Source organism: Streptomyces sp. NPDC107500 (assembly GCF_055582785.1).
Map to the genome: position 1 here is coordinate 263,637 of NZ_JBVJPF010000002.1, position 26,542 is coordinate 290,178.

At 71.8% G+C, this 26,542-nt stretch carries 18 protein-coding genes; 4 read left to right on the top strand and 14 right to left on the bottom strand.

Features of this window, described 5'->3' with window-relative positions; genetic code table 11:
* Window positions 1-50: 50 nt before the first annotated feature.
* The gene (locus ACZ67M_RS07305; protein WP_469849934.1) at window positions 51-2,120 is read right to left on the bottom strand and encodes a competence protein CoiA family protein; all 2,070 of its coding nucleotides are present in this window, start codon (window positions 2,118-2,120) and stop codon (window positions 51-53) included.
* A 231-nt stretch (window positions 2,121-2,351) separates the two neighbouring features.
* Here ACZ67M_RS07305 and ACZ67M_RS07310 point away from each other — a divergent pair, with 231 nt between their 5' ends.
* Window positions 2,352-3,665, top strand: a complete 1,314-nt coding sequence (locus tag ACZ67M_RS07310) for a hypothetical protein (RefSeq protein WP_469849935.1) — start codon at window positions 2,352-2,354, stop codon at window positions 3,663-3,665.
* A gap of 36 nt (window positions 3,666-3,701) precedes the next feature.
* On the opposite strand, the gene ACZ67M_RS07315 is transcribed toward ACZ67M_RS07310, so the two are convergent.
* From ACZ67M_RS07315 to ACZ67M_RS07330, 4 genes are all read right to left on the bottom strand, one after another.
* Window positions 3,702-4,061 carry a hypothetical protein gene (locus ACZ67M_RS07315; protein ID WP_469849937.1) on the bottom strand — a complete coding sequence of 120 codons (360 nt, stop codon included), beginning with the start codon at window positions 4,059-4,061 and terminating at the stop codon, window positions 3,702-3,704.
* 18 nt (window positions 4,062-4,079) lie between these two features.
* A complete protein-coding gene (locus ACZ67M_RS07320) occupies window positions 4,080-5,420 on the bottom strand; it encodes a M64 family metallopeptidase (protein WP_469849938.1) in 1,341 nt (446 codons plus the stop codon).
* A 132-nt stretch (window positions 5,421-5,552) separates the two neighbouring features.
* Window positions 5,553-6,587 (bottom strand): alpha/beta hydrolase, encoded by a 1,035-nt coding sequence (locus tag ACZ67M_RS07325; RefSeq protein WP_469849940.1) that lies wholly within the window; start codon window positions 6,585-6,587, stop codon window positions 5,553-5,555.
* Between the two features lie 90 nt (window positions 6,588-6,677).
* Window positions 6,678-8,339, bottom strand: a complete 1,662-nt coding sequence (locus ACZ67M_RS07330) for a phosphodiester glycosidase family protein (protein ID WP_469849941.1) — start codon at window positions 8,337-8,339, stop codon at window positions 6,678-6,680.
* A gap of 167 nt (window positions 8,340-8,506) precedes the next feature.
* Between ACZ67M_RS07330 and ACZ67M_RS07335 the strand changes: the two genes are divergently transcribed.
* Window positions 8,507-9,325 carry an SAM-dependent methyltransferase gene (locus tag ACZ67M_RS07335; protein ID WP_469849943.1) on the top strand — a complete coding sequence of 273 codons (819 nt, stop codon included), beginning with the start codon at window positions 8,507-8,509 and terminating at the stop codon, window positions 9,323-9,325.
* Window positions 9,326-9,405: 80 nt separating this feature from the next.
* On the opposite strand, the gene ACZ67M_RS07340 is transcribed toward ACZ67M_RS07335, so the two are convergent.
* The 5 genes from ACZ67M_RS07340 to ACZ67M_RS07360 form a co-directional block, all read right to left on the bottom strand.
* The gene (locus ACZ67M_RS07340; protein WP_469849945.1) at window positions 9,406-11,286 is read right to left on the bottom strand and encodes a discoidin domain-containing protein; all 1,881 of its coding nucleotides are present in this window, start codon (window positions 11,284-11,286) and stop codon (window positions 9,406-9,408) included.
* Between the two features lie 121 nt (window positions 11,287-11,407).
* Complete coding sequence (locus ACZ67M_RS07345; protein ID WP_469850688.1) at window positions 11,408-12,766, bottom strand: GH1 family beta-glucosidase; 1,359 nt, start codon at window positions 12,764-12,766, stop codon at window positions 11,408-11,410.
* Between the two features lie 35 nt (window positions 12,767-12,801).
* A complete protein-coding gene (locus ACZ67M_RS07350; protein ID WP_361358876.1) occupies window positions 12,802-13,641 on the bottom strand; it encodes a carbohydrate ABC transporter permease in 840 nt (279 codons plus the stop codon).
* Between the two features lie 7 nt (window positions 13,642-13,648).
* A complete protein-coding gene (locus tag ACZ67M_RS07355) occupies window positions 13,649-14,686 on the bottom strand; it encodes a carbohydrate ABC transporter permease (RefSeq protein WP_469849947.1) in 1,038 nt (345 codons plus the stop codon).
* A 58-nt stretch (window positions 14,687-14,744) separates the two neighbouring features.
* Window positions 14,745-16,061, bottom strand: coding sequence for an ABC transporter substrate-binding protein (locus tag ACZ67M_RS07360; RefSeq protein WP_385793445.1), 1,317 nt, complete (start codon window positions 16,059-16,061; stop codon window positions 14,745-14,747).
* Between the two features lie 173 nt (window positions 16,062-16,234).
* On the opposite strand from ACZ67M_RS07360, the gene ACZ67M_RS07365 reads away from it, so the two are divergent.
* Window positions 16,235-17,578 carry an ROK family transcriptional regulator gene (locus ACZ67M_RS07365; protein WP_469849949.1) on the top strand — a complete coding sequence of 448 codons (1,344 nt, stop codon included), beginning with the start codon at window positions 16,235-16,237 and terminating at the stop codon, window positions 17,576-17,578.
* 44 nt (window positions 17,579-17,622) lie between these two features.
* Here ACZ67M_RS07365 and ACZ67M_RS07370 read toward each other — a convergent pair whose 3' ends face one another.
* The 4 genes from ACZ67M_RS07370 to ACZ67M_RS07385 all read right to left on the bottom strand — a co-directional run bounded on the left by ACZ67M_RS07370 (window position 17,623) and on the right by ACZ67M_RS07385 (window position 24,431).
* Entirely contained in the window at window positions 17,623-18,663 is a 1,041-nt protein-coding gene (locus tag ACZ67M_RS07370; RefSeq protein WP_392102221.1) for a LacI family DNA-binding transcriptional regulator, read from the bottom strand.
* A gap of 48 nt (window positions 18,664-18,711) precedes the next feature.
* Window positions 18,712-21,447, bottom strand: coding sequence for a glycoside hydrolase family 3 C-terminal domain-containing protein (locus ACZ67M_RS07375; protein WP_469849951.1), 2,736 nt, complete (start codon window positions 21,445-21,447; stop codon window positions 18,712-18,714).
* Window positions 21,448-21,485: 38 nt separating this feature from the next.
* A complete protein-coding gene (locus ACZ67M_RS07380; RefSeq protein WP_467321186.1) occupies window positions 21,486-23,255 on the bottom strand; it encodes a discoidin domain-containing protein in 1,770 nt (589 codons plus the stop codon).
* Between the two features lie 90 nt (window positions 23,256-23,345).
* The gene (locus ACZ67M_RS07385) at window positions 23,346-24,431 is read right to left on the bottom strand and encodes a DUF1996 domain-containing protein (protein ID WP_392235548.1); all 1,086 of its coding nucleotides are present in this window, start codon (window positions 24,429-24,431) and stop codon (window positions 23,346-23,348) included.
* Window positions 24,432-24,695: 264 nt separating this feature from the next.
* Here ACZ67M_RS07385 and ACZ67M_RS07390 point away from each other — a divergent pair, with 264 nt between their 5' ends.
* Window positions 24,696-26,537 carry a coagulation factor 5/8 type domain-containing protein gene (locus ACZ67M_RS07390; RefSeq protein WP_469849952.1) on the top strand — a complete coding sequence of 614 codons (1,842 nt, stop codon included), beginning with the start codon at window positions 24,696-24,698 and terminating at the stop codon, window positions 26,535-26,537.
* Window positions 26,538-26,542 lie beyond the last annotated feature (5 nt).

The window sequence follows — 26,542 nt, forward strand, 5'->3', positions numbered from 1 at the left end:
ACTGTGGAGGGGAGCGGGCGGAATCACCCGCGTTGAGCGGACGGGCGCGGTCAGCGATGGCGCCAGAGCTGGTAGAGCCGAAAGACCTCCATCTGCCAGTCCGTCTCGAGGGACTCGTCAGGTACGCGATCTCGGCCATGACTGCGGAGGACGTGCCGGTAGAGCCCGTGCGGCGACAGGTCCGCACCGGTCACCAGGGCGGCGAGCAGCGGTTCCTCCGCCCGTGTCTGCTGGTCGACCATCACCAGAAGCTCACCCTGATCGTCGGGGTGAAGGTAGGGCAGCGCCCCGCCCAGCCGTAGGCGCAGATCTCCCCATGTGAGCGTTGTGCCGGCGCGCGCCGCGTCCTGGAGGAGGGTTCGCACCTGAGCGGCGAGGGGTACGAGAGCGCCCTGCTCCAGCCGGGGCACCGGACGGCGTCCCTCGGATACGGCCGCTGCCGTCCTGAGGGTGGGGGAGCCGTCGACGCGGCGGTCTGTGGGATGCGCGCGGTGGAGGCGCTGCCTGTGGTCTCTCCAGACGTCGGCCGCGCCCGCCGCGTCGGTCCAGTGAGGCCAGCCCAGGCCCAGGAGCACTTGGCGGAAGAAGGGAGGCGGGGTGTCGTTCGGTTGTGCCTGCTTGGAGAAGGTGATCAGGCTGGACAGCAGCGGTCGACGCGCTTTGGCGTGCGGTGCGTCGAGGGCCGTGAGCAGCCGTAGCTGACGCGTCTCGCTGACTTCCCGCGGGAGAGTCCCGGTCTGCTTGAGCAGTTCGTACCAGGTGATGGTGGTGCGCTCGCGGGCGGTACTGACCAGGACGCGGCCCAGTTCGGCGATGAGACGGTCGTCCGGAGCGGGAGCGACGTCCGTCGGTCCTGGGGTGCGCCCGGCCGGTAGCTCCTGCGCGTCCGGCTCGGCTGCCCGCGTTGTGGATGCGGACTTCTGCTCTGGGCCTGATGTCGTGGCCGCGCTCACGGGGCCCTTCTCCATGGGCACGGACGGTTTGAGCAGTTCCCATTCCGCCGCCTTCGTGACCGGCAGGCGAACCAGCCCCTCGGCCCGAAGACGCCAGCGGGAGGCGGGACCGGTGTCCCGAGGGCCTTCGAGCACTACGGCTTGCTGCGTCAGTACGTACACGTGCTGGGACACCAGGATCTGCGTCGACGCCGGGAGGGACACCCGAGCGCGGAACAATGCCGATCCGAGTGGCTGCGCGTCCACGTCGTAGACACGGCGACCGTTGGCCTCCGACAGCAGCGTGGCACCCGTGAAGGCGACACGCCCCGGCATGAGCGGGAGGACGGGACCGGTGAGCGGACCGGCCTGCGGCTCCGGCGATCCGTCCGACGGGGGTTCCGGTTCGGGGACGACGGTCGGTCGGTCGACCGGGCTCCGCGAAGGCTCGGCCTCTTTCGGCTGCAGCCCGTACGGAGTCTCCGTGAGCCAGGGAGTCAGGATCCCTGCGGGGGCCAGGCGGCACTTGTCGAGCGTTGTCCACGTGACCTCGTGGCCGGGAGGATGCGTTCCGACGTCGACGACGCGCGTGCCGTTCTCGGTCCGGCACCGGAAGCGCAGGGCGTATCCGGTGACCTCGAGTTCGAACGGGGCGAGCCGGCTCTCCGGCCCGTACAGGCGGATGGTGGACGGCTTTCCGGCCGGCGCGGCAAGCCGCTCCCCATCGGCCTGCCACTCCGTGAACGACCGTCGGGCCATCTGCACGTGGATGAGGCGGCGCTTCCTCTTGGACCCGAAGCGGACCTCGATCGCGTCGCTGCGAGCGCCCTTCTGCTTGACGTACTGAACGCTGACGTTCGGCTGACCCTGCTTGCGGAGCCACTTGTCGATGGCTCCGCCGATGTACAGGTGGTCGGCGCTGCTGTCACCGAGTGCGGTGCGGCTGCACCGGACGGGCGGGCGGTGGGCGAAGTGCGACTTCTTGTCGTCGCAGGCTCGCAGTGTGAGGAGCTTGCCGCACCCCCCGAGTAGGGTGCCGCAGGTGAAGGCGTTGGAGCTGTGCTCCCGTCGTAGTTGGGCCGCGGCCTGCCTCTCGTACGGGAGGAAGAGGGGGCGATGACCGTCGGGTCCGCCCAGCACGGCCGTCTGGACCTTACGGGTGTCTTCTTCACGTCCCACTGAGACCATCGCCGGCCGTCTCCTTGCTGTATGTGCAATGCGCTCGTCCCTCGTGAAAGTCGGGCGGCACGTGGTCTTCGACATCGCAGGGCCGGTCCAGGTTGTGCACGAGTCCGTCACATTCGAGGCCGCACCGCCTCACGGCCCGCCCCCCCGCTCAGCACCCGGGTACATGCAAGGTTCATGCCCTGCCCGTCGGGCCCCGACCGTAGGCTGGCGCTGGAGAAAGAGGGGGAGACGATGACTGACGACCGCAAGGGAATCGTTCCGGTGTGGACGCTGGCGACCGGTGATGTCCGGGTGCCCGCATTGGCCGGAGACGGGCCCATGACGGCTGAGCGCCTGGCCGAACTGCGCGGGGCACTGGCCGCCCTGGCAGACGAGCCGATCGCCACGCTGGAGGTACATCCGCTGCCCGACGAACTCGATCGCGGCCGGGGCGTCTCACTCGATGCCGCGAGCCCCTTGGCGCAGCACCTGTCGCAGCTCATCTCGCAATCAGCACGGAGTTCCTCGTCGGCAACGGCGACAGCTGCCGGCGAGGGCCTCTACCGCATGGTGATTCCGGCGAAGCTCGCCGCCCAGGTCGGTCAGGGCTGTCTTCGCCCGATGGTGGCGAAGGGCACGTCCAGTGCCATCCGAAGCGCGCTAGTGGACTCTTCGGGAAAGATCGCGGGCGCCGCGCGGTTCGTACCGGTCGGTCAAGCGGCAACGGCAGGCGCGGTCGGTGGAGCCGGGGCGACGGCGGGCGTGGCGGTCGGCGGCACCGCGATGCTCACCGTGGCCGCGCCGCTCGTCCTCATGGCCGTGGCGGTGGGGGTGAGCGCGCATGCCGACGGCAAGCGTCAGCAGGCCATCGAGCACATCACGGAGATGCTGGAACAACTGCAGGAGCAGGAACTCGAACAAGAGCACAGCACGCTCGACGGCTGCCGGGACGCCATCGACAAGGCCACCGCCATCCTGCTGGACCAGGGCAGGCCCGGAGTCTCGCTGGGTCTGGACTCGGCAGTGCACGCCATCAACTCTGCGCTGGGCGCGGTCGATCGCCGCCTTGCCAAGTGGCAGAGCGCACTCGACAAGCTGCCCGAGGGCCAAGCCGTCGATCTCGGCACGCTGACCAAGTCGTTCCCCGGCATCGACGACGATGGCGGCATCTTCCGCGCCCACCTGGAACTCGCCACCCTCGCCATCGCGTTGAAGCGGAGAGTCGTCGTCCTGCAGGCCGTCGAGCACGCGCAGAGCGACCCCAACAACCTGTTCGAAAGCTTCACCCGCGTCCTCAAGCGCGACCAGCAGCGTCTCGACGCACTGGAGTCGAGCCTTGCCGGCGTTCTGGTCCGCCTGTCGGCACTGGAACTGACCCGCCCGCAGGGACGGCGGCCCGTCTTCACGAACGTGGAAGTCGATCGCCTGATGCGCGCGGCCCACCGGATCCGTCAGCTGGGCGACGGCGTCGCGGTCGACAGCCGCGCGACCGACGTGGCGATTGAAATCGCCCGCGACGAGGAGGGTTCGGTAACCGTGTTCCCCGCGCTGACCGTGTCTGCGTGAACGCACTCGCACACCCCGTTTGCACGGTGGGTTCCGTCACTGTCGGTCGGTGACGTGGAACTCCATCCACTCGACTCCCGGGACGGTGAAGCGTGAGCCGGTGTTCACCGCAGCGATTCCTTCGAATTCACCGTCCGTGTCCGGAGCCCCAAGAGCCCAAGGTGTCGCGATCCGCCACGCGCTCTCAAGGACAGCGAGGAGCGCGGCATCCGGGCCGACCGATTCGAGCGGTGAGACCAGACGGAGTTCGGCAAGCTCGGGGTATTTCCAGTACCGCTCGTAGGTGTCGAGCCTCAGGGGCCTGTCCAGCCGAGCGGCAAGTCGACCGGCCACGCGCTCGGCCCCACGGCGGTCGTTGACGCGTGCGTAGCAACGCCACCGGATCGTCTCGAACACTCGGCTACTCGCCACGACTCACCCCTTGACCGTCCACGTCACCGAGTTCGACGTAATCCCCCGCACCTCCGCACTCCGCACCGCCGCCGTCCTGTCCACCACCCTGGCCGTCACCGTGTGGGCCCGGCGGCCCGACGGGACTCCGAGGGCCGCCGGTACGACCGACGTCCTGCCGCGGGCCTGCCTCGCCTCGCGGCCGTCGACGTACCAGCGGAGTTGCGGGCGGGCGAGGGTGCCGGCGGGCAGGGTGGCCAGGGAGACGGAGAGGCGGGCGAAGCGGGAGGTGCGGGTCGCGGGGTCGGCCAGGGGGGTGAGGGCGTTCGCCGAGCGGTAGAAGCCGGCGATCATCGCCTCGCGGCCGGGGAGGTTGAACTGGTCGGTGTTCAGGGACCGCATGATGGAGTTGGCGGTGGGGCGGTAGACGCCGTACTCGTAGTAGTCGCCGCCCTCGAAGGTGTCGACCACGCCGCCGCTCGGGTCGGTCTCCCCCAGCCAGTCGGCCCACTTGGTGCCCTGCGTGGCCATCCGGTCGGCGGTGAGCTTCGAGACGTTGGCCGCCGCCGGTTCGTCGCCCGGGTAGGCGCCGTAGCCGTCGTACTGGTACTCGTCGGCGAGGAGACCGATGGAGTGGGCCATCTCGTGGGCCGCTATCAGGGTGGACTGGGCGTTGTCGGAGGAGAGGGTCGAGACGCCGTCGTAGCCGTAGTCGCCCGCGAGTCCGGAGTAGCCGGCGCCGCCGTACTTGGTCGAGTTGGAGACCACGATCACCAGGTCGGTCGCCGGGGCCTTGTCGGCGTACGACTTGGTCTTGTCGAGGTCTACGCAGATCAGTCGTTCGATCTCGTCGCAGAAGAAGTACGAGCCGAGTGCGGTGTTCCGCGTGACGTCCTGTGTCGGGTCGCCCGTGACGCCGGAGTCCTGGGAGACGGCCTGCACCGCCCAGACGTTGAAGAGGCCCTCGTAACTCTTGTACGGCTCGATGTCCGTCACCGCGTCCCACTTCGCGCGGGCGTCCTGGAGGAAGTCCTCCTGCTGGGCGGCGGTGTAGCCGTCGCCGATGATCGTCACGTCCAGGCGGTCGGCGGTCGGACCCGTCTCGGCGATCGGGACCACCTCGCCGTCCATTGCCTCCGTTCGCTGCCGGGAGGCCGAGGGCGACTGGGTGTGCGGGCTGGCCGCCGGGACGTTCGTGCGGGCGCCCTCGCCCCTGGGGTCGGGGAAGTACTCGACGCCGACCCTGCCGCTCTCCCCCGTCGCCGTCGGGGCTTCGGCAGCGGCCGCGACCGTGCCGGTGGCGGGGAGTAGGACGGACAGGGCGAGGGCGGTCGCCGCCGCGGTTCCACGAATGCGTATGTGCACGGTGACAGGTCCCCACGACGACGGTGACGTAAGCGGTTGACGTAAGCAGAGATGTAAATGTGCTTACGCGTCGGAGTTAAATTAGAGGGCTGTTCCCTTTGCCGCAAGGGGTGTTGGGGATGCGGCGAGGTGTCAGCCGGATACCCGCAGCGCCTTCAGCAGCATCGGCAGCGACGCGTGCAACTCCCTCTCCCAGTAGGCCCATCCATGGGTTCCCGGACCGTAGAAGTTCGTCGTCACGTGCCTCGCGCCCACCCGCTTCAGCTCCACCGCCAGTGCGTGGTTCTGGCGGTTGAAGTCGGCCTCCAGGGCGCTCGTGCTGCCGGGCGGGTCGAGCGGGCCCGTGGTGCCGTCGCCGCAGGACAGGTAGACCGGGATCGACTTGAGGTGCCGGGCGAGGTGGAAGGGGTCGTGGGACTGCCAGATACGGCGCTGTGCCACGGGGTCGCCCCAGACGCGCAGCGGGTCGTCTCCCTGGCCGGCGAAGAAGCCCATGATGCGGTCGGTCGACTCGTCGTTGAGCAGGGGGTGCGCGGACGCCGAGTAGGCCGCGGTCGCCCTGAACATGCCGGGGTGCCGGGCCGCGTACGACAGGGCTCCCTGGCCGCCCATCGACAGTCCCGCCACCACGCGGTTGCCGCCGGCGCCCCAGTCGCTTTCCAGGAGGCGGCGCAGTTCCACCGTGTGGAAGGTCTCCCAGGCCGGGTCGCCGCCCTTGCCGTGGTTCCACCAGTCGCTGTACCAGCCGTTCCAGCCCGCCTCGGGCATGACGACCAGCACGTCGCGGAGGCTGTCCGTCTGCGCCACGTCGGTCATCGCGGTCCACGACGTGTAGTCGCCGCAGCAGCCGTGCAGGAGCCAGAGGGTGGGCCAGTGCTGGCGGTGGTTGCGGTCGGAGGGCTTCCAGCCGTCGGGGGTGAGGAGGCGGACCTTGACGGTGCGGCCGCCCAGGGCCGTCGAGCGGACGGACAGGTCGACCTGCCGGTCCGCGACCTGGGTGACGGCCACCACCTCCGCGCCGGGGCGGGAGGCGGCCGACGTCCCTGCGGCCCGCGCGGCGGGGGCCGTCGGGGCCAGTGTCGCGAGCAGCACGATCAGGAGCAGCACCGGGGCGAGGAACGCTCTGGCGCGCGGGCGGGGCGGGACGGTGGGCACGTTCGCGATCACGGCGGCTCCCTGGGGGTGGGTGGCTCTTCGTCGCGCTGTGGTGCGGGTCCTCGGATGCCTCACGGATGGCACACACATGTCCTACGGACGTCAGTGGCCGTGCTTGCGGGTCGGCTGGATCAACAACGCGTCTCCGACCGGGCGTTCGCCGGTCGCGTCGGACGGGGTGTTGATGACGGTGTCGTCCGTCACCATGGTCGTGGAGCCGCCGCCGTCCAGGTTGACGGCGTCGCGCAGGCCGAGCGACCTGGCGACCGCGGCGCTCTCGGGGATGCTCAGTCCGAGGGACCGGGTAGCGCGTCCGTCGGCGGTGACGAGTACGGTGCGGCCCGCTGCGTCCACGCCCGCCAGGGTGCGCGGATTGCGCTTGTGCACCCAGCCGTAGTACCAGCTCGGATCGTCGGGGTGCACCATGCCGTCGGCGGCGGGGGTGATGTGGACACGGCCGTCGCGGACCAGTTCCGGGCCGGCGTTCACGATGTCGGTGCGGGATGAGGGCCGGTACGCGTGGCCGCGGGCGTCCAGCAGTGTCGTGTTCACGCGCAGGCGGTCGCCGACGTGGGCCACGGCCGTCAGGTCCGCCGCGTGTCGGCCCGTCGCCTGGAGCGAGGTGCCGCCCGGCGGGAGGGTGCCGCCACGGGGGGAGCGTACTTCCACCACCCGGTCGTGCGCGTCCAGTACGGCCTCCACCCCCTCGCCCCCGGGTGTCCGGCCTCCCTGGAACTCGGGCGTGAAGGCGACCAGGTCGTTCGGGGTGGTGCAGGTGACGTCGTGCAGCGGCAGCGACGTGGGGAGGTCGCCCGGCGAGCCGCCGCAGTTCCTGATCAGGCCCGGCACGCGGTTGACGCCGCCCAGGCGCAGGGACGTCCCGCCCGCGGTGACCGTGCCCCGCCACGTGAAGCGGGTGACCCGGGTGCCCCGGGCGTCGTCGTGGAGCACCAGGCTCGGGCGGCCCGCCACCGGTTCGCTCAGCAGGCGCCCCTCGTAGACGCCGACACCGGCCGGGTCGCCCGGCGCGCCCGCCTTGGGGTCCAGGACGAAGAAGCCCGCGTTGACCGCGGCGGTCGCGTCGGCCGCCGCCGACAGCCGGCTGGTCGTCTCGCGGGCCTCCAGGTCGGGGCCGTACGACGCGTCGAGGCTGCCGCGGAAGGTGCGCGGGTCGACGGTCAGTACGTCCACGCGCCACGGGCCCCGGTCGGTGGCCTCGCCGTCCCAGCCCGTGTACACGGCGGATCCCGTGTATCCCGCCGCTGTCAGGCGGGCGCGTTCGGCCGTCGCGTCGGACTGCGCGTCGTACGCGCCGATGCGGACCCGCCAGCCGAGGGTGCCGCCGGTGTAGTCGGCCGTGCGCGGTGTCCGTACCTGCTCGACGCGGGCCTCGAAGCCCTTCTGGCGGAGATCGGCGGCGAGTTCGTCCGCGCTCGCCCGGTCCTTGAGGGCCGTCGGCGGCGCGTCCGGGTCGGGGGAGGTGTCGCCGCCCGGGATGGAGACCTCCACCGTCCAGTGGAGTGCCGGGTCCTCGGCGTTCCCGCGCACGATGCGGGTGAGGGTGACGCCCGGCTGGAGGGTCGTCGTGGTGCGAGTCTCGGGGAGGTCGCCGGGGCCCAGGGGGAGGGCCGCGCGGCTCGACGGATGGGGGTGCGGGGTCGCCGACGTGGGCGGGTCCGCCTGCGCCGGGAGTGCCCCCAGCACGGCGATGATGCCCAGTGCGGCGCCCGTGGCGCTCAGTCTCAGGTTCGTCCGGCTCTTCATCCGACCCGCCTCGTGCCGACCACGGACACCAACCGACGCATGCTGCGCACAAGTATCGACCCGTTACGGCTCGCGTCAAGAAGCGGTCTGCGAAGATGATGTTCCGACAGTCGGTCGCCACGCTCCTCCCGCCGGTGGCCCGCGAGTTGAGGACGGTGTCAGGCCGCATGACCTCCCTGAGCGGTGGCGAGAACGCCGCCCACCCGTACCGGGTCGACACGAGCAAGCCCCATCCCGCCCGGATGTACGACTACTTCCTCGGCGGCAAGGACAACTACGAGGTCGACCAGCGGGCCGCCGAGGAGTTCATGAAGGCGGCGCCCGAGGTGCGTGAGGGGGTCCTCGCCAACCGGCGCTTCATGCACCGCGCGGTCCGGCACGTGGTGGCCGAGGGCGGCGTCCGTCAGATACTCGACGTGGGCACGGGTCTGCCCACCGAGCCCAACGTCCACCAGATCGCGCGGGCCGTCGCCCCGGAGACCCGGGTCGCCTACGTCGACAACGACCCCATCGTCAGTACGCATTCGGCGGCGCTGTCGGACGACCCGGACACCGCCGTCGTCCTGGCCGACCTCCGCGACCCCCGCGCGATCCTCGACCACCCGGAGGTCCGCGAGGTCATCGACCTCGACCGGCCGGTGGCGCTGCTGCTGGTGGCGGTCCTGCACTTCGTCTCCGACGCGGAGGACCCGGCGGGCATCGTCGCCACCCTGCGCGACGCGCTGCCCGACGGGTCCTACCTCGTGCTGTCGCACGCGACGGGCGACGTCCACGAGGACCGCCGCGCGGACGCGGCGGCCGTCTACAAGAACGCCACCGCGTCCATGAACCTGCGCCGCCACGCCGACGTCCTCGACCTGTTCGGCGACTTCACGCTGGTCGAACCGGGGCTCGTCCGGGTCACCGACTGGCGCCCCGAGGAGACGCCCCGTCCTGACGCGCCGCCGATCGGCATCTACGGCGGAGTGGCGAGGAAGGGTGCCTGACGGACGGGCAGGCCGACCGGGGCCCTCGGCCGCCGCCCCGTGAGCCGTTCCGTCCGCTGCCCCGTCAACCATCCCGTCCGCTACCCCTTCTGCTCCACCCGCACCCAGTCCACCTCCGCCTGCACTCCCCCGGCCGCGATCCGGTCCACGCTGGACTGCGGCAGCCCCCAGTACGGGCTGGTGACCTTGTTCCAGCCGGCCGGGTAGGCGCCGCCCAGCGCCAGGTTCAGGATCACGTACTGGTCGTGGTCGAAGACCCACTCCCCCCGCGTCGACTCCAGCTTGTTCCGGGTCGTCTCCTGGACCACCCGGTCGTCGACGGAGAACTTCATACCGGTCGGCGTCCACTCCACCGCGTAGGTGTGCCACTGGTCGGCCCGGCCGCCGCCCGGGTACACCTGACGAGCCCCGATGTTGCCGTCCGCGGAGTAGCCGGGGCCGTGCAGGGCGCTGCTGGTCCAGTCTCCGTAGCCGATGTTCTCCATGATGTCGGTCTCGCCGGAGGCCGGCCAGGACACCGAGGGGTCGTCCACGTTGCTGCCCAGCATCCAGAAGGCCGGCCAGAAGCCGTCGCCGACCGGCAGCTTCATGCGGGCGCTGACCTTCCCGTAGGTGAAGTCGAATCTGGTGTTGGTGTCGATGCGTCCCGAGGTGAAGTCGTAGGTGCCGCCGCCTGCCTTGGTGCAGCCCTTGCAGTGCTTGGCGCGCAGGACGAGGGCGCCGTTCTCCAGGCGGATGTTGTCGGCGGAGTCGACGTACGCCTGGGACTCGCCGTTGACGGAGCCCATCTCCGTGCCGGTGCGCACGACCCGCCACTTGGCCCGGTCGAGGGAGCCGGACGTGAAGTCGTCGAAGAACGTGGTGCGGTACGTGCCGGACTGCTCGCCCGGCAGCGCCGGGTACGCCGCCGAAGCGCTGCCTCCCGTGCCCCAGACCTCGAACTCGTAGAGGCTGTAGCCGAACTGGGCGGTCGACGGGGCCGGGTTGTAGAAGGAGCGACGTTCCTTGCCGAGCATGCGGACGTAGCGGCCGGTGGCGGGCTGCGGCAGGCGGACGCTGTCGTGGCGGCCGGTGGCCTCGCCGGGGGACTTCACGTCGGCGCGGCGGGCGGCGACCTCACTCGCGGAGGGGCGGTACACGGTGCGCCAGGTGCGGTTGTCGTCCGAGACCTGGAGTTCGTAGTCGACCGCGTACGCCGCCTCCCAGTACAGGTCCACGGTGTCGACGACCGAGGTGGCGCCGAGGTCGACGGAGACCCAGCGGTCGGCGTTCCAGTCGCTGGACCAGCGGCTCACGTCGGCCTTCAGGTCGGCCGGGCGGCCGCCGTCGGTGACGAACGCCGGTGAGTTGCCCGCGTGCTGGTAGAAGTTCGCGTACGCCGGGTGGTTCAGGGCGAGGTTGGTCCGGGTGGTGGACGCGGGGGCCGGTTCGCCGCCGTAGACCTTGAAGGAGTAGAGGGAGTAGCCGTAGGGGGTGGCCCGTTCGACGCCGCGCATGCGGACGTAGCGGGCGGTGACCTCCTGCGGGTAGGTGTGGGCGGTGACCGGCCCGCCCGTACCCGCGGTCTCCGTGTAGAAGGGGGTCCAGTCGGTGCCGTTCCTCGACGCCTCCAGCACGTATCTCTTGCCGTAGGCCGCCTCCCAGTCCAGGGTCACGCGGTCGACGCGGATCGTGGCGCCGAGGTCGACGCGGATCCAGGCGGCGTCGGTGAAGTCGCTGGACCAGCGGGTGGCACCGTCGCCGTCGAACGCCAGGCCGGGTGCGGTGCCCGCGTTCTCGCTGGCCGAGGCGGTCACCGCGGCGGGGTTCGCGGTGTACGCGGATGCCGCGCGGTCGGTGTCCCAGGCCGCCGCGGCGGCGGACGGCTCGGCGGCCGCGGGGGTGGTGAGGACCGGGCCCGCCGCCAGCAGGGTCAGGGCGGTGAGGGCGGTCAGGAGGGTGCGGGGGGTACGGGATGGCATGGGGGTCTCCTCCGGACGAGTTACTGCCATTGATGAATGCCATGTACCTGTCATGCATGTGCTCGGCCGTACGGGCGGGCCGTGGTGGGCGCGGACTCCCGCATCCGCGCCCACCACGGGGTCAGGCCGCCTTGCGCTCGCTCTTCCGCGCCCGGCGGATGATGTCCGCGTAGTGCCGCCCGCTGCCCTTGACCGTGCGGACCTGGGTCGCGTAGTCGACGTGGACCAGGCCGAAGCGCTTGTCGTAGCCGTACGCCCACTCGAAGTTGTCCAGGAGCGACCAGGCGAAGTAGCCCGCCAGCGGGGCACCCCTGCGGGCGGCCGAGGCGCAGGCCGCGAGGTGGGCGGTCAGGTACTCCTGCCGCTCCGGGTCGTCGATCGTGCCGTCGGGGCGGACCACGTCGGGGAAGGACGACCCGTTCTCGGTGACGTAGAGCCTGCGCGGGCCGTACTCGTTCGTCAGGCGCAGCAGCAGGTCCTCGATGCCGCCGGCGTCGATCTCCCAGTCCATGCCGGTGCGCGGGACTCCGACCCGGCGGACGGTGCGGACGTGGGGGGCCGGTCCGGTGGGGTCGTCGGCGACGGTCTGGGGGAAGTAGTAGTTCAGGCCCAGCCAGTCCAGCGGTGCGCCGATGAGGTCCATGTCGCCGGGCTGCTCGGGGAGTTCGACGCCGTAGACCTCGCGCATGTCCTCCGGGAAGCCGCGGCCGTGGACCGGGTCGAGCCACCAGCGGTTGGTGTGGCCGTCCATCCGGCGGGCGGCGGCCAGGTCCTCGTCGCGGTCGGTGGCGGCGTGGATGGTGGAGAGGTTGTTGACGATGCCCACCTGCGCGCCCGGGGCCGCGTCGCGGATCGCGCGCATGGCCATGCCGTGGCCGAGGAGCAGGTGGTACGAGGCGCGCACGGCCGCCGTCAGGTCGGTCCAGCCGGGGGCCATCTTGCCCTCCAGGTGGCCGATCCAGGCCGAGCACAGCGGCTCGTTGAGGGTGGCCCAGTGCTGGACGCGGTCGCCGAGGCGTTCGGCGACGACGGAGGCGTACGACGCGAAGTGCTCGGCGGTCTTGCGCTCGGGCCAGCCGCCCCGGTCCTGGAGCGCCTGCGGCAGGTCCCAGTGGTAGAGGGTGACGGAGGGTGTGATGCCGGCCGCCAGCAGGTCGTCGATCAGCCGGTCGTAGAAGGCCAGGCCCTTCGCGTTGACCGGGCCGTCGCCGCCCGGCAGGACGCGCGGCCACGCGATCGAGAGGCGGTAGGCGTTGGTGCCGAGGCGCCGCATCAGCTCGATGTCCTCGTGCGTGCGGTGGTAGTGGTCGCAGGCGACGTCGCCGTGGTCGTTGTTGTCGATCTTCCCGGGGGTGTGCGAGAAGGTGTCCCAGATCGACGGCGAACGTCCGTCCTCCGCCACGGCTCCCTCGATCTGGTACGCCGATGTGGCCGTGCCCCACAGGAAGTCGTGCGGGAGTGCGGCGAAGTCGATGGTCACGTGGGTCCTCTCGGGTTCGGGAAGGTTGGTCGCGGTCACTTGACGGCACCCGCCGTCAGCCCCGCGACGAGATAGCGCTGGAGGAGCAGGAAGCCCGCCACCACGGGGACGCTGACCACCAGGGAGGCGGCCATGATCTGGTTCCAGTACACGTCGTTCTGAGTGGAGTAGCCCTGGAGACCGACCGCGAGGGTGCGGGTGGCGTCGTTGGTCATCACGGAGGCGAAGAGGACCTCGCCCCACGCGGTCATGAAGGCGTAGACGGCGACCGCGACGATGCCGGGGATCGCGGCCGGCACGACGACCTTGAACAGCGCGCGCAGCGGCCCGCAGCCGTCCACCAGGGCCGCCTCGTCCAGGTCGCGCGGCACCGAGTCGAAGTAGCCGATCAGCATCCAGATGGAGAAGGGCAGGGAGAAGGTCAGGTACGTGAGGATGAGGCCGCCGCGGGAGCCGAACAGGGCTATGCCGGTGGCGTTGCCGATGTTCACGTAGATCAGGAACAGGGGCAGCAGGAACAGGATGCCGGGGAACATCTGCGTGGACAGCACCGTCACCGAGAAGACGCGCTTGCCGCGGAACTCGTAGCGGCTGACCGCGTAGGCGGCGAAGACGGCGATCACCACGGAGCAGACGGTCGCCGCGCCCGCCACGATCAGCGAGTTGACGAAGTACTTCGCCAGCGGGACCGTCGACCAGATGTCGATGTAGGGGCGGATCGTCAGCTCGCTGGGCAGCCAGCGGAACTCGCTCGACACGTCCTGGAGCGGCTTCAGCGAGCTGGACACCATGACGTACACCGGCAGCAGGACGAAGCCGGTGAGCAGGGTGAGGAAGACGCGGCGGGTCCAGAGGAAGGAGCGCGGCGCCGCCATCGTGGACCTAGACATCGGCCGTCTTCCTCTCGCGGGAAGCCCGGGCGGCCCGGGGGGTCCTGGCGGACCGGGAGGTCAGGAACAGGTACACGCCCGTCACCAGCAGCAGGAAGAGCAGCAGCAGCACCGACATCGCGGAGCCTGCGCCGAAGTTCCAGGTGACGAACGACGACTGGTAGATGTGGATGGAGATCAGGTCGGCGGCCTCCGGCGCGGCCTTGCCGAACAGGACGAACGGCGTGTTGAAGTCGTTGAAGGTCCACAGGAACAGCACGAGGACCAGGACCTGGTTGACCGGGCGCAGCGACGGCAGGGTGATGCGGCGGATCTGCTGCCAGACGCCGGCCCCGTCCAGGGCGGCGGCCTCGTACAGCTCCTTGGGGATGTTCTGGAGGCCGGCCATGACGATGAGGAAGGCGAACGGCCAGCCCTTCCAGACCGACACCACGAGCAGCGCGACGAAGCTGTTGTCGCCGATCAGCCAGAAGGAGGGCTTGTCGGTGAGGCCGAGCTGGTCGTGCAGGACGTGGTTCACCAGCCCGTTGTCGTGCTGGAACATGAACGCCCAGGTGATGACGGCCGCGTAGACCGGCAGCGCGTACGGCACCAGGAAGATCGCCCGGAGCAGGCCGCGGCCGCGGAAGGTGTCCTGCATGCAGATCGCCGCGGCGGTGCCGATCAGCCAGCACAGCCCGACGGACAGCACGGTGAAGGCGCAGGTGACGAGGAACGAGTGGAGCAGGGCCTCGCCGACGGGCGCGTCGAAGTCGACCGACAGGCTGTAGTTGTCGAGGCCGGTCCACGGCGCGACGGTCCAGTCGCGGATGTAGAACTGGGTGAGCTCCTTGAAGCTCATCACGATGCCGATGACCATCGGCACCAGGTGGACGAGGAGTTCGAGGAGCAGGGCCGGCAGGAGCAGCAGGTAGGGCAGGCCGATGCGGCGGATCCGCCCGGGACGGCGGCGGGGTCCGCGCGCCGTCCCGGGGGAGCTCTTGCCGACCGTCCGCTCGCCGGGCCGCGCCGAGGCGGTCGTGGTGGTCATGGCGAGATCCGTGTCGTCGTGTCGGAGTCGGTGCGGGTCCGTGGGGGTCGGGGCGCGCTCACTTCGTCGGCATCTGCTGCTGGGCCTTGGCGAGCTTCTCCTTGACCGACTCGGCGGTGACCTCACGGCCGGCCGCGGCGTCCGCGAACAGCTCCTTCACGGCCGTGCCGACGGCGGTCTCGAACTGCGACTCGTCGGGCACCTGGGGCAGCGCGGCGGCGCTGGTGGCGAGGGTCTCCCGCAGCACGGCGGTGGCCTGGGTGTTGAAGGCCGGGTCGGTCTGTGCGGCCTTGACCGGCGGGATGGAGCCGTACGCCTCGTTGAGGATCTTCTGCTCGGCGTCGCTGGTCATGAACTTCACGAACTTGGTGGCGCCGTCGACGTTGTCGGTGTTCTTGAAGACGGCCATGTTGATGCCGGCGACCATGGAGTTGGTGGCCTTGCCGGTGCCGGGGGTGCCGGACGCGACGGGGGCGGGGGCGACGCCCCACTCGTCCTCCTCCATGCCCATGGTCTTGAAGGTGGCGGAGGCGGTCTGCCAGAGCACCATCGCCGTCTTGCCCTTGGCGAAGTCGCTGAGGGACTGGTTCTGCGCGTACTCGGCGTTGCCGGGGGCGATGACCTTGTCCTGGGCCATCAGGTCGACGTACTGCTTGACGGCCGCGACGGCGCCGTCGGAGGTGAAGTCGGGCTTGCCGTCGGCGGTGAAGAAGTCGGCGCCGTGCTGCTTGCCGAGGACGAAGACCTGGTGGATGTTGTTCGACAGGTTGGAGCCCTCGGCGCCGAGGGCCCACTTGCCGTCCTTCGAGATCTTCTTGCCGGTCTCGACCAGCTCGTCCCAGGTGGCCGGGGGCTTGGCGACGCCCGCGTCGGCGAACATCTTCTTGTTGTAGTAGAGCGCGTAGGCCATCGAGTACAGCGGGACGGCCGCCGGGTCCTGGCCCTCGACGCCGGTGGAGCCGAGCGCGGACTCCACGAACCGGTCCTTGCCGCCGATCTTGTCGAAGTTCTTCGCGTCCCAGGGCAGCAGCGCGCCGGTGGCCTGGAGGGAGGCGCTCCAGGTGTTGCCGATGTTGAGGATGTCCGGGCCCTGGCCCGAGGTGGTGGCGGTGAGGATCCGGTTGAGCAGGTCGGACCAGGGCACGACCTCCAGCTTCACCTTGATGCCGGTCTCCTTCTCGAACTTGTCCAGTTCGGGCTGGAGGACCTTCTTGTCGACCTCGACGCTGGCGCCCTGGTTGGAGGCCCAGTAGGTGAGTTCCTTCGGCGAGTCGTTGGATCCGCCGCCCGAGGAGGAACCCCCTCCGCAGGCCGAGGCGGCGAGAGCGAGAGACATGGTGACGGCGCCTACGGCCGCGGCTCGGATACTGCGCATGGCTCCTGGGGTCCCTTCCGGGAGTCGGTCGAGAAGTCCGAGGACGGCCCCGGTGTACTTCCCGAAGCCCCTCATGGCTTAATTTAGGACGTGAGTTAAACCCCGAGAGAAAGACTCGTCAAGGTGTCGCGCGCGGTCGAAGTGCGGGCGGAGGCGCTCAAGGAAGGGGCCGGATGGCCAGGCACAGCGGGCGAACGGTCCGTGACCTGCGGCGCGAGAGCCGCACCGCCGTTCTGCAACGGTTGTATTTCGACGGGCCGATGAGCCGGCTCGCGCTGGGTTCGGCGGCCGGACTGAGTTCGGGTTCCGTCAGCAACGTCGTCGCCGAACTGATCGCCGACGGTCTGGTCGAGGAGGCGGGCAGCCTCGGCGCGGACGGCGGCCGGCCGCGCACCCTCGTCCGGATCGCGGCAGACCGGGGCCGCCTGATCGGGGTCGACGTCGGCGAGACCCGGGTGCGCGTCGAGCTGTTCGACCTGTCGATGTCCGAACTGGCCAGAGCGGAGCGGGCGTTGCCCGGCCACGGGTCGCGCACGTACGACGTTCGGGTGGTCGCCGGGCACATCCTGGACGGCATCGCGGAGGTCCTCGGCGCCCCCGCCGCGGTCCAGGGTGAGCTGCTGGGCGTCGGCGTCGGGGTCCCCGGCATCGTGGAGCACACCACCGACGGCGCGCTGGTGCACGGGCAGACCATCGGGTGGGACGCGGTGCCGCTGGAGGCCCTGCTGCGGGACTCCGGGCGGCTGCCGGGGCACGTGCCGCTGTTCATCGACAACGGCGCCAAGACGCTGGGGCAGGCCGAGATGTGGTTCGGCGGCGGGCGGGGGGCGCACAACGCCGTGGTCGTGCTCTTCGGTTCCGGTGTCGGCGCCTGCGTCGTCACGGACGACGTGGAACGCGGCCGCGCGGTGGAGTGGGGGCACCTGACGGTGCGGGTGCGGGGGCGCCGGTGCCGGTGCGGGGCACGGGGGTGTCTGGAGGCCTACGCGGGCGCGGAGGCGCTGCTGGCGCGGTGGCGGGAGGCGGGCGGGCAGCCGCCGCCCGGCGCCGACGAGGAGGCCGCGCTGACCGCCCTGCTGTCCGCCGCCCGCCCCGGGGACGGGGGCGCGCCTGACCCCGTGGCGGCCCGGGTGCTGGCCGAGACCGCCGAGTACCTGGGCGCGGGCCTCTCCGACCTGATCAACCTCTTCCAGCCCGAGCGGGTCGTCGTGGGCGGCTGGGCCGGCCTCCAACTGGGCGCGCTCTTCCTGGAGTCGGTACGGGCCCACGCGCTCGCCCACGCGCTCCGGCACCCCGCCGGGCGGGTGGGCATCGCCCTCGGCCGCCTCGGCCCCGACGCCGTGACGGTCGGCGCCGCGACCCTGCCCCTCGCGGCCTTCTTCGCGCGCGGCGGCCGACAGCCACCGGTGACCGCCCCCGGGCCGGTACCGGCGTGGCGGGCGGCCCTCGGGGGACGGTTGGCGGGGCAGCGGGGTGGCGGTGAGGGCTCGGGCCGGGTGGACCGCGCCCCCGCGTGACGGCGCGGGGGCGCGCACGGCCGCTCGGGACGGTGGGGTGACGCCTACGCCGAGTCCCGCACCACCAGTTCCGGATCGAAGATCACCGACGTCGGCGCGGTGCGCTCGCCCCTGATGTGCTCGTCGAGGAGGCGGGCCATCGTGGCCGCCATCTCCTCCACCGGCTGGCGGACGGTGGTCAGCCGGGGCCGGCAGGTGACGGCCACGCTGGAGTCGTCGAAGCCGATGACCGCGACGTCGCGCGGGACCCGGCGGCCGTGGTCGCGCAGCACCTGCACGGCGCCCTGCGCCATCAGGTCGTTGGCGGTGAACAGGCCGTCCAGGTCCGGGTGTTCGGCCAGCAGCGAGGCCGCCGCCGCCATGCCGCTGTCGACGGTGAAGCCGCCCTCGGCCACCGGGACGTACGGGTGCCCGTGCCGGGCGAGGGCGTCGCGGAAGCCGGCCAGCCGCTCCTGGCTCGCCGCGACGGCCAGCGGCCCCGTGACGGTGGCGATCCTCCGGCAGCCCCGCTCCAGCAGGTGCTCGGCGGCCAGCCGCCCGCCGTCGCGGTGGGCGAGGTCGACGTAGCTGAGCGGCACCGGACGCCCCGGCCGGGCGAACAGCACCGCCGGCAGCCCGGCACCGGCGAGCAGGGCGGGCAGCGGGTCGTCGGGGTGGGTGGACACGACCAGGGCGCCGTCCGCGCCGCCCTGCCTGAGGTACGCCACCACCTCCTGTCGCGCCTCGGGCGTCTCGGCGAACATCAGCACCGGGTGCATCGAGCGCGGCCGCAGGTGCCCGACCACACCGCCGACGACACGGCCGAAGAACGGGTCGGCGAACACCCGGGTCGCGAACGCGTTCTGCTCGGTGTCCGAGGCGTCGCCCGCGCCGGAGACCACCAGGGCCACGGTCGTGGTGCGCCGGGTGACCAGCTGCCTGGCGGCCTGGTTGGGGGCGTACCCGGTCCGTTCGATGGCCCGGCGGACCAGGTCCTGGATGGCGGGGTCCACGTTGCGAACGCCGTTGACCACCCGTGAGACGGTGGCCCGGGAGACGCCGGCCTCGCGGGCCACGTCCTCCAGGGTCGGGGCCTGTCTGCTCATGCCCGCACCTTAACCGGCGAGGTCGGGCGCGTGGTAGAGCGCTCTCCCTCACTCCCGTCCGGCGCCCGGGCCCCTCACCTCCAGGTCCTCGGCCAGCGGCACCTCGCCGGCCGACCGGCCCGCCAGCACCCGCCAGCGGCCCTCCTCCGTACGCCAGGCACGCTCCTCGACGCACCAGTGGCGCAGCGCCCTCGCCGGGACGCGCACCGTCGCCGTGACCGTCTCCCCCGGCCGGGCGCGGACGGCCGTGTACCCGGCGAACCAGCGCACGGGGCGCTCGACGGCGGATCCTGGCCGGGCGAGGTACACCTGGACGACCTCCCGGCCGGCCCGCGCGCCGGTGTTGCGCACCCGCACCCGCACGGTCAGGTCGTCCCCCGCCCGGGCCTCGCTCGGAACGGTCAGCTCCTCGTAGGCCCAGGCGGTGTAGCCCAGTCCGTGCCCGAACCAGTAGGCGGGCGTGCGTGCGTGGCGCAGCCAGCCGCGGTGGCCGATGTGCAGGCCCTCGTCGTAGTGGAGGCGGCCGTCGGTCGGCCGGGTGCGGGTGACCGGGGCGTCGGCGAGGACGGCCGGCCAGGTGGTGGGCAGCCGTCCGCCCGGTTCCGTGTGCCCGAAGAGCACGTCGGCCAGTCCGCCGCCGCCCTCCTGGCCGGGGAACCAGGCGAGCAGCACCGCGCCCACGTCGTCGCGCCAGGGGAGTTCCACCGGGCCGCCGCCGTTGACGACCGCCACGGTGCGCGGATTGCCGGCCGCGACGGCGCGGACCAGCGCGTCCTGGGTGGAGCCGAGGGTGAGGGCCGTACGGTCGTAGCCCTCGCACTCGCCGTGCTCGGTGGTGCCCACCACCACGATCGCCGCGTCCGCCGCGGCGGCCGCGCGGGCCGCGTCGGCGAGTGACGCGGCGACGTCCGGGGCGGGCGGCGCCGCGCTGACGACCGTCGCCCGGCCGGTGCCGGGGGCCAGCTCGCGGCGGGCCACGAGCAGGGCGTCCTGGCCGACGGCGAGGTCGGCCTCGGCGTACTGGGCGGGCGGGTTGACGTGGACCACCGCCGGATCGTCGGTCGGCGGCGGGAAGTCGCCGGCCAGCAGGGGCCGTCCGTCCAGGACGAGGCTCATCCGGCCGAAGCCGGCCACGCCCAGCGTCCAGCGGCCCGCGGTACGGGGGCGCAGCCGGGCGGCGACCTCGACGGTGTGCGCGCCCGGTACCAGCCTGGGCTCCAGCAGGCGCCCTCCGCGCCGTCGTTCGGCGTACAGCTCGCGGCCGTCGGCGTCCAGCATCCGCAGCAGCACGCCGGGCAGCCCGGAGCGCGGGTCGGTGCACACGTCGTGGTCCAGCGGGGGCGCGGGACCGTCCGGACGGGGGCCCGGGACGTGGACGACGCGGGCACGGCCGCGCAGCGCGTCCCGGATGCCGTCGAGGACGGACACCTCCTCCCGTGGAAAGACACCGGCGCTGCCGCCGCCCTGCGTACGGGTCCGCGCGGCGTGCGCACCGATCACGGCGACCGTGCGCAGCCCTCCGGGGTCCAGCGGCAGGACGCCCCGGTTGGCGAGCAGCACGCTCCCGGCGGCGACGGCCCGGCGGGCCAGGGGCCTGCCCTCCGGGGCGACGGTCGGCCGGGACGCGGGCGGGCGCGTCTCACCGGCTCGCGGTCCACCACGGCCGGGCGCCTCTCGCGATCCGTCACCGCCGGGCACCTCTCGCGGTCCGCCTCCCCCAGGCGCCTCACGCGGTCCGTCGCCGCCAGGCACCGCTCGCCGTCCGCCTCCCCCAGGCGCCTCTCGCGATCCGTCACCGCCGGGCACCTCTCGCGATCCGCCTCCCCCAGGCGCCCCACGCGGTCCGTCGCCGCCAGGCACCGCTCGCGATCCGCCTCCCCCACACGCCTCTCGCGGTCCCCCGCCTCCGGGCGCCTCTCCTTCCCCCAACGCCCCCACCCACGCCGCGAGCCGCAGCAGGCGCCGCACCTTGTCGTCCACCGCGGCCTCGGGCACGACGCCGTCGGCGACCGCGCGGGCCAGCGCCTCGCCCCAGGGGCTGTCGGGGCCGGGCATGGCGAGGTCCAGCCCGCCGCGGGCGGTGTCCACCGTGGTGCGCACCGCGCCCCAGTCGGAGACGACGACGCCGTCGAAGCCCCACTCGCCCTTCAGCGGGCCGGTGAGCAGATCACTCGCCGTCATCGTGGTGCCGTCGACCGCGTTGTACCCCGCCATGACGAGCCGGACCCCGGCGGCCACCGCCGCCTCGAACGGCGCGAGGTAGACCTCCCGCAGCGCCCGCTCGCCCACCCGTACGTCGACGGTGAGACGGTCGGTCTCGGAGTCGTTGGCCACGTAGTGCTTGGCGGTGGCGGCCACCCCGTGGGCCTGGACACCGCGCACGAGCGCGGCCCCGATGCGGCCGGTCAGCTCGGGGTCCTCGGAGAAGCACTCGAAGTGCCGGCCGCCCAGGGGGCTGCGGTGCAGGTTGAGGGTCGGGGCGAGCAGGACGTCCACGCCCTTGCGCCGGGCCTCGGCGGCGAGGAGGCCGCCGAGGCTCTCGACCAGGGGTTCGTCCCAGGTGGCGGCGAGCGCCGAGGCCGAGGGCAGCAGGACGGAGGTGTCGCGTTCGTCCCATGCCTCGCCCCGTACGCCCGCCGGGCCGTCGGACATCACCAACTCCCGCAGGCCCAGGGCCGGTTCCGCTCTGGTGCGCCAGGTCGTGGCACCGTCGAGCAGCAGCGCGCGGGCGCGCGGTGTCAGCTTGCCGAGCAGCCGGTCGATCTCTTCGTCGCTCGTCCCCACCGGGTCTCCCCTCCCCTGTCGTGCGCGGTCGTCCGGTGTCAGCTGTAGACGCCGAACTCGTAGAGCGAGTAGCCGTAACCGGTGCCGCGCGCGGTGCCGTTGACGCGCACATAGCGGCCGGTGCCGGTCACGTCGAGGGTGTCGACGCCGCCGTTGCCGTCGGTCACCGTGCGCACGGTCTGCCAGTTCTGTCCGTCGTCGGAGGTCTGGACGGTGTAGGCCCTGGCGTAGGACGCCTCCCAGTACAGCTGGACGTGCCGGAAGGTGGTGCGCGTCCCGAGGTCCACCTGGACCCACTGCGGGTCGCTCCAGTCACTCGCCCAGCGGGTGTTCGGGTTCCCGTCCACGGCGTTGGCCGCGGGGCAGGGGCAGTCGCCGTAGCTCGGCTGGAAGGAGGAGGCGGTGGCCGGCTTCCCGAGGGCGACGTTGGTGCCGTCCACGGCGGGCGGCACGACCCGCGCCGAGAGGGTCTCCACCCCGACGTTGCCCTTGCCGTCGGTGGCCTTGACGTACAGCTTCCAGACGCCGGGCCGGTCGGGTGCGGTGACCCTCAGGCGTCCGCCGCCGAGGTCGGTCGCGGGGAGCGTGGTGAGCTGCTTGCCCTGGTCGATGTAGTTGCTGTTGGCCAGCACCTCGTACGCGATCGGGTCGCCGTCGGGGTCGGTGGCGCGGGTGGTGAGGACGAGGTCCTTGCCCGCCTGCACCTTGCCCGCGTCGCCCTCGACGCCGAAGGCGGAGACGACGGGCGGGGTGTTGTCGCCGGAGGTGTCGCCGCCGTAGGCCCGCTTGACCGCGTAGTACGACAGCCGCTTCTGGCCGGCAGGGAGGAGGTTGAACCAGATGCCGCCGAAGTCGTACTCCGTGCCGTAGTGGAACAGGGTCGCGCCCAGGGCGACGCCCCGGTGCCCGGTGACGCAGTTCCAGGCGTCGGTGTATCCCTGGGCCTTGGCCTGGTCGGTGGGTTCCTTCGGTACGCCGTTGGCGTCGTCCGGCACCTCCCACTCGCCGGCCGGACCGCCCTCGGTGACGATGTAGGGCTTGGTGTAGCCGCCCTGCTCCCACGCGCCCCGGACACCGCAGACCGCGTCGTAGGAGTTGACGGCGTACAGGTCCAGGTCGGGGGCGTTCTTCTTGTAGTACGGCCAGGCGCCGACCCAGGCGTCGGTGGAGGTGACCGGGTGGTTCGGGTCGACGGCGTGGATCTTCTTCGTCACGTCGTTGACGAAGGTGGTGTAGGCGTCGCGCTGGCGCTCCAGTTCGTCGCCGCTGTAGCAGTTCTGGAGTCCGAGCACCGACTCGTTGCCGACGTTCCACATCAGGACGCCCGGGTGGTCCTTGTACTCCTGGACCCAGCGCGGGAACTCGGCCAGCATCTGGTCCTTGTACGCGGTGTCGGTCAGGTAGTTCACGCAGCCGCCGCTGCCGGGCCCGCCGCCGGGCTGGAGCCAGAAGCCGGCGATGACCTTGACGCCGTGCGCGGCGGCGGAGTCGAGGAGGGGTTTGCTGCTCGCGTCGGTGCCCCAGGTGCGGATGGTGTTGACGCCCATGGACTTGAGGTCGGGCATGTACCGGTCGGCGTCGTTCGGTGAGGGGCCCCAGGTGAGGCCCTTGACCTGGTAAGGGCTGCCGTCCACGGTCAGCTGCCAGTTGCCCTGGCCGCCGGTGACCTTCACGACGCTGCCGGCGGCGTGCGCCTGCTGGGCGGGCACGGCGGTGAGGGCGCAGGCGGTGAGCAGCGCGGCGGTCAGCGGGACGGTGAGTCTGCGGGCCGGGGCGGGGCCCGGGGTGGGGGTGCGGGGTCGGCTCATGGTGGTGTGTCTCCGGTCTGCGGGTGGGGCGGCCCGGCCGCCCGCGGGGCAGTGGACGGCCGGGCCGCCGGTCTCGGTGGGGGGCCGGGGTCAGGGGAGTTCGTAGTTCGCGTCGAGTGCCGCCCCCGCCTCGGGGTGCGTCTCGTCGTAGCCGCGCGCGTTGCACTGGAGGCCGCCGACGACGCAGTGGTCGACGAGGGCCTTGAGGGTGGGTTCGTCCCAGGCGTTGAAGAAGTCGTAGTGGAACGAGTAGCTCGCGCCACTGGCGAGCCGGACCCGGGACAGGTCGCCGTTGACCGGGAACGCCATCTTGAACTCGATCATCGGCAGGGCGACCGGGTGAGTGGCCGGGCAGATGTTGTTGTTGGTCCCGGGGTTGACCACCGGATACGCCATGTGGCTCTTGTGGTCGGGCGTGTCCAGGTTTCTGCCGTCCCAGCAACTGGGCGCCTGGAAGCGGATGTTGACCTGGACGTCCTGGCGGTCCGGGCAGTTGGCCGGGAAGTCGACGTTGAAGAAGCTGTCGCCGCACTCCCAGCCCTCGACGAAGCCCCGGTGGTTCCGGAACTCCTGGCCGCTCTGCATCGGGCTGCCGACGACGTAGCGCAGGCCCTTCGGGAAGGGCCGGACGCTGGTGTAGTCGGTGACGCCGGCCTTGTAGTAGATGACCTGCGGGCCGATCGGCAGCACCGGCCGGTCGCCGTCGTACATGGTCGGCATCCAGTACCCCGACCGGTCGCCGGGCGCGAGGCAGGTCGTGGAACCCGCCTCCAGCGAGGCCGTCGTGCTGTTCGCGTTGGTCGTGGTGTTGCCCATGAACGTGTGGTCGTGCGACTTGCCGGGCTGCTGCGGATAGACGATCGGGTCGTCCGGTGCCGTGTGGCTGACCGCGCAGTTGGCCTGGAACTCGTGGAAGTAGCGGTGCGGCGGCTCCTTCGTGGACGGGGTGACGCCGGTGACCGGCGGGTTGGCGGGGATGTAGCCGTCGCCGTCCGGGTCCTCGGGCGAGAAGGCGGTCGAGGCGGCCATGGTGTGCCCGGAGTGCGCGGACTGCGCGGTCGCCGGGGGCGGGGTCGCGGCACCGGCGTTCACCGCGAGGGTGCCGACGCCGATCGACGTCAGCAGCAGCGCGCTTGCGACGAGGGTGCCGGACAGGACTTTCGATCTCCGTGGCATGGAGACCTCCTGGGAGTGTCGGGGAAAATCTCGGAGAGCGCTCTCCCACGGCGGAGTGTTGAGGGACGCGGCAGGAGGTGTCAAGGGATTCGACAGGAAGGCCAGGTGCGGGCCAACGCGACTGCTGTCCCTACTTGTTGAACACAGCACACGAGAAACGGTCACAACTCTTGACGCGCCGTGCGGGCGGATGAAACATGCACACCCAGAGAGCGCTCCCCCACCCCCACTTCGTTCATTTTCCGAACAAGGAGAGCCGCCCCCATGCCCTCTTCCCCCACGCCCTCCCCCACGCCTTCTTTCACGTCCGAGCCGTCCGGAGTACGACGGCGCAGCGTCCTGACGGCGGCCGCCGCGGCCCCGGTGATCGCCGGGCTGGCCGGTGCCGTGCCCGCGGCCGCCGCCACCGGCACCGGCACCGGCACCGGCAGCGCCGCCCCCGGCGACGGCCCCCGCGCACTGCCCGGCGGCGGCGACCTCGGGCCGAACGTCATCGTCTTCGACCCGTCCACGGCCAACATCCAGGGGCGTCTGGACGAGATCTTCCGGCAGCAGGAGTCGGCGCAGTTCGGCACCGGCCGCTATGCCCTGCTCTTCAAGCCGGGCACGTACAACGGGCTCAACGCCCAGATCGGCTTCTACACCTCCATCGCCGGGCTCGGCCTCTCCCCCGACGACACCACGATCAACGGCGACGTCACGGTCGACGCCGGCTGGTTCAACGGCAACGCCACGCAGAACTTCTGGCGTTCGGCGGAGAACCTCGCCCTCGTCCCGGTCAACGGCACCAACCGCTGGGCGGTGTCGCAGGCGGCGCCCTTCCGGCGCATGCACGTGCGCGGCGGCCTCAACCTCGCCCCCGACGGCTACGGCTGGGCGAGCGGCGGCTACATCGCCGACAGCCGGATCGACGGCAGCGTCGGGCCGTACTCCCAGCAGCAGTGGTACACCCGGGACAGCTCGGTCGGCGGGTGGCTCAACGCCGTGTGGAACATGGTGTTCTCCGGCGTGGAGGGCGCGCCCGCGCAGAGCTTCCCCGACCCGCCGTACACCACGCTGGAGACGACGCCCGTCTCCCGGGAGAAGCCGTTCCTGTACCTCGACGGCGACGCGTACCGCGTCTTCCTGCCGGAGAAGCGCACCAACGCACGTGGTGTGTCCTGGGGCAACGGCACCCCGCGCGGCACCTCGCTCCCGCTCACGCAGTTCTACGTCGCCAAGCCCGGCGTCTCGGCGGCCACGCTGAACCAGGCGCTGGAGGAGGGCCTGCACCTGCTGCTGACGCCGGGGATCTACCACCTGGACGGCACCGTCGAGGTGAAGCGCGCGGGCACGGTCGTGCTGGGCCTCGGCTACGCCACGCTCATCCCCGACAACGGCGTCACCGCGATGAAGGTCGCCGACGTGGACGGGGTCCGGCTCGCCGGGTTCCTCGTCGACGCGGGGCCGGTCAACTCCTCGACGCTGCTGGAGGTCGGGCCGGCCGGCGCGTCCGCGGACCACTCCGCCAACCCGACCACCGTGCAGGACGTGTTCATCCGGATCGGCGGCGCGGGCCCGGGCAAGGCGACCACCAGCATGGTGATCAACAGCCGGCACACGATCGTCGACCACACCTGGGTGTGGCGCGCCGACCACGGCGAGGGCGTCGGCTGGGAGACCAACCGCGCCGACTACGGCGTGGTCGTCAACGGCGACGACGTCCTGGCCACCGGGCTGTTCGTCGAGCACTTCAACAAGTACGACGTGCAGTGGAACGGCCAGCGGGGCCGCACGATCTTCTTCCAGAACGAGAAGGCGTACGACGCCCCCGACCAGGCCGCCGTCCAGAACGGCTCGATCAAGGGGTACGCCGCCTACAAGGTCGGCGACCAGGTCACCGAGCACGAGGGCTGGGGCCTGGGCAGCTACTGCTACTACAACGTGAACCCGTCCATCGTGCAGCACCACGGCTTCGCCGCGCCGAACCGGTCCGGGGTGCGCTTCCACGGGCTGCTCGTGGTGTCGCTGGGCGGCAACGGGCAGTACGAGTGCGTCATCAACGACACGGGTTCGCCCACGTCGGGGACGTCGACCGTGCCGTCGACGGTGGTGCAGTACCCCTGAGCGTG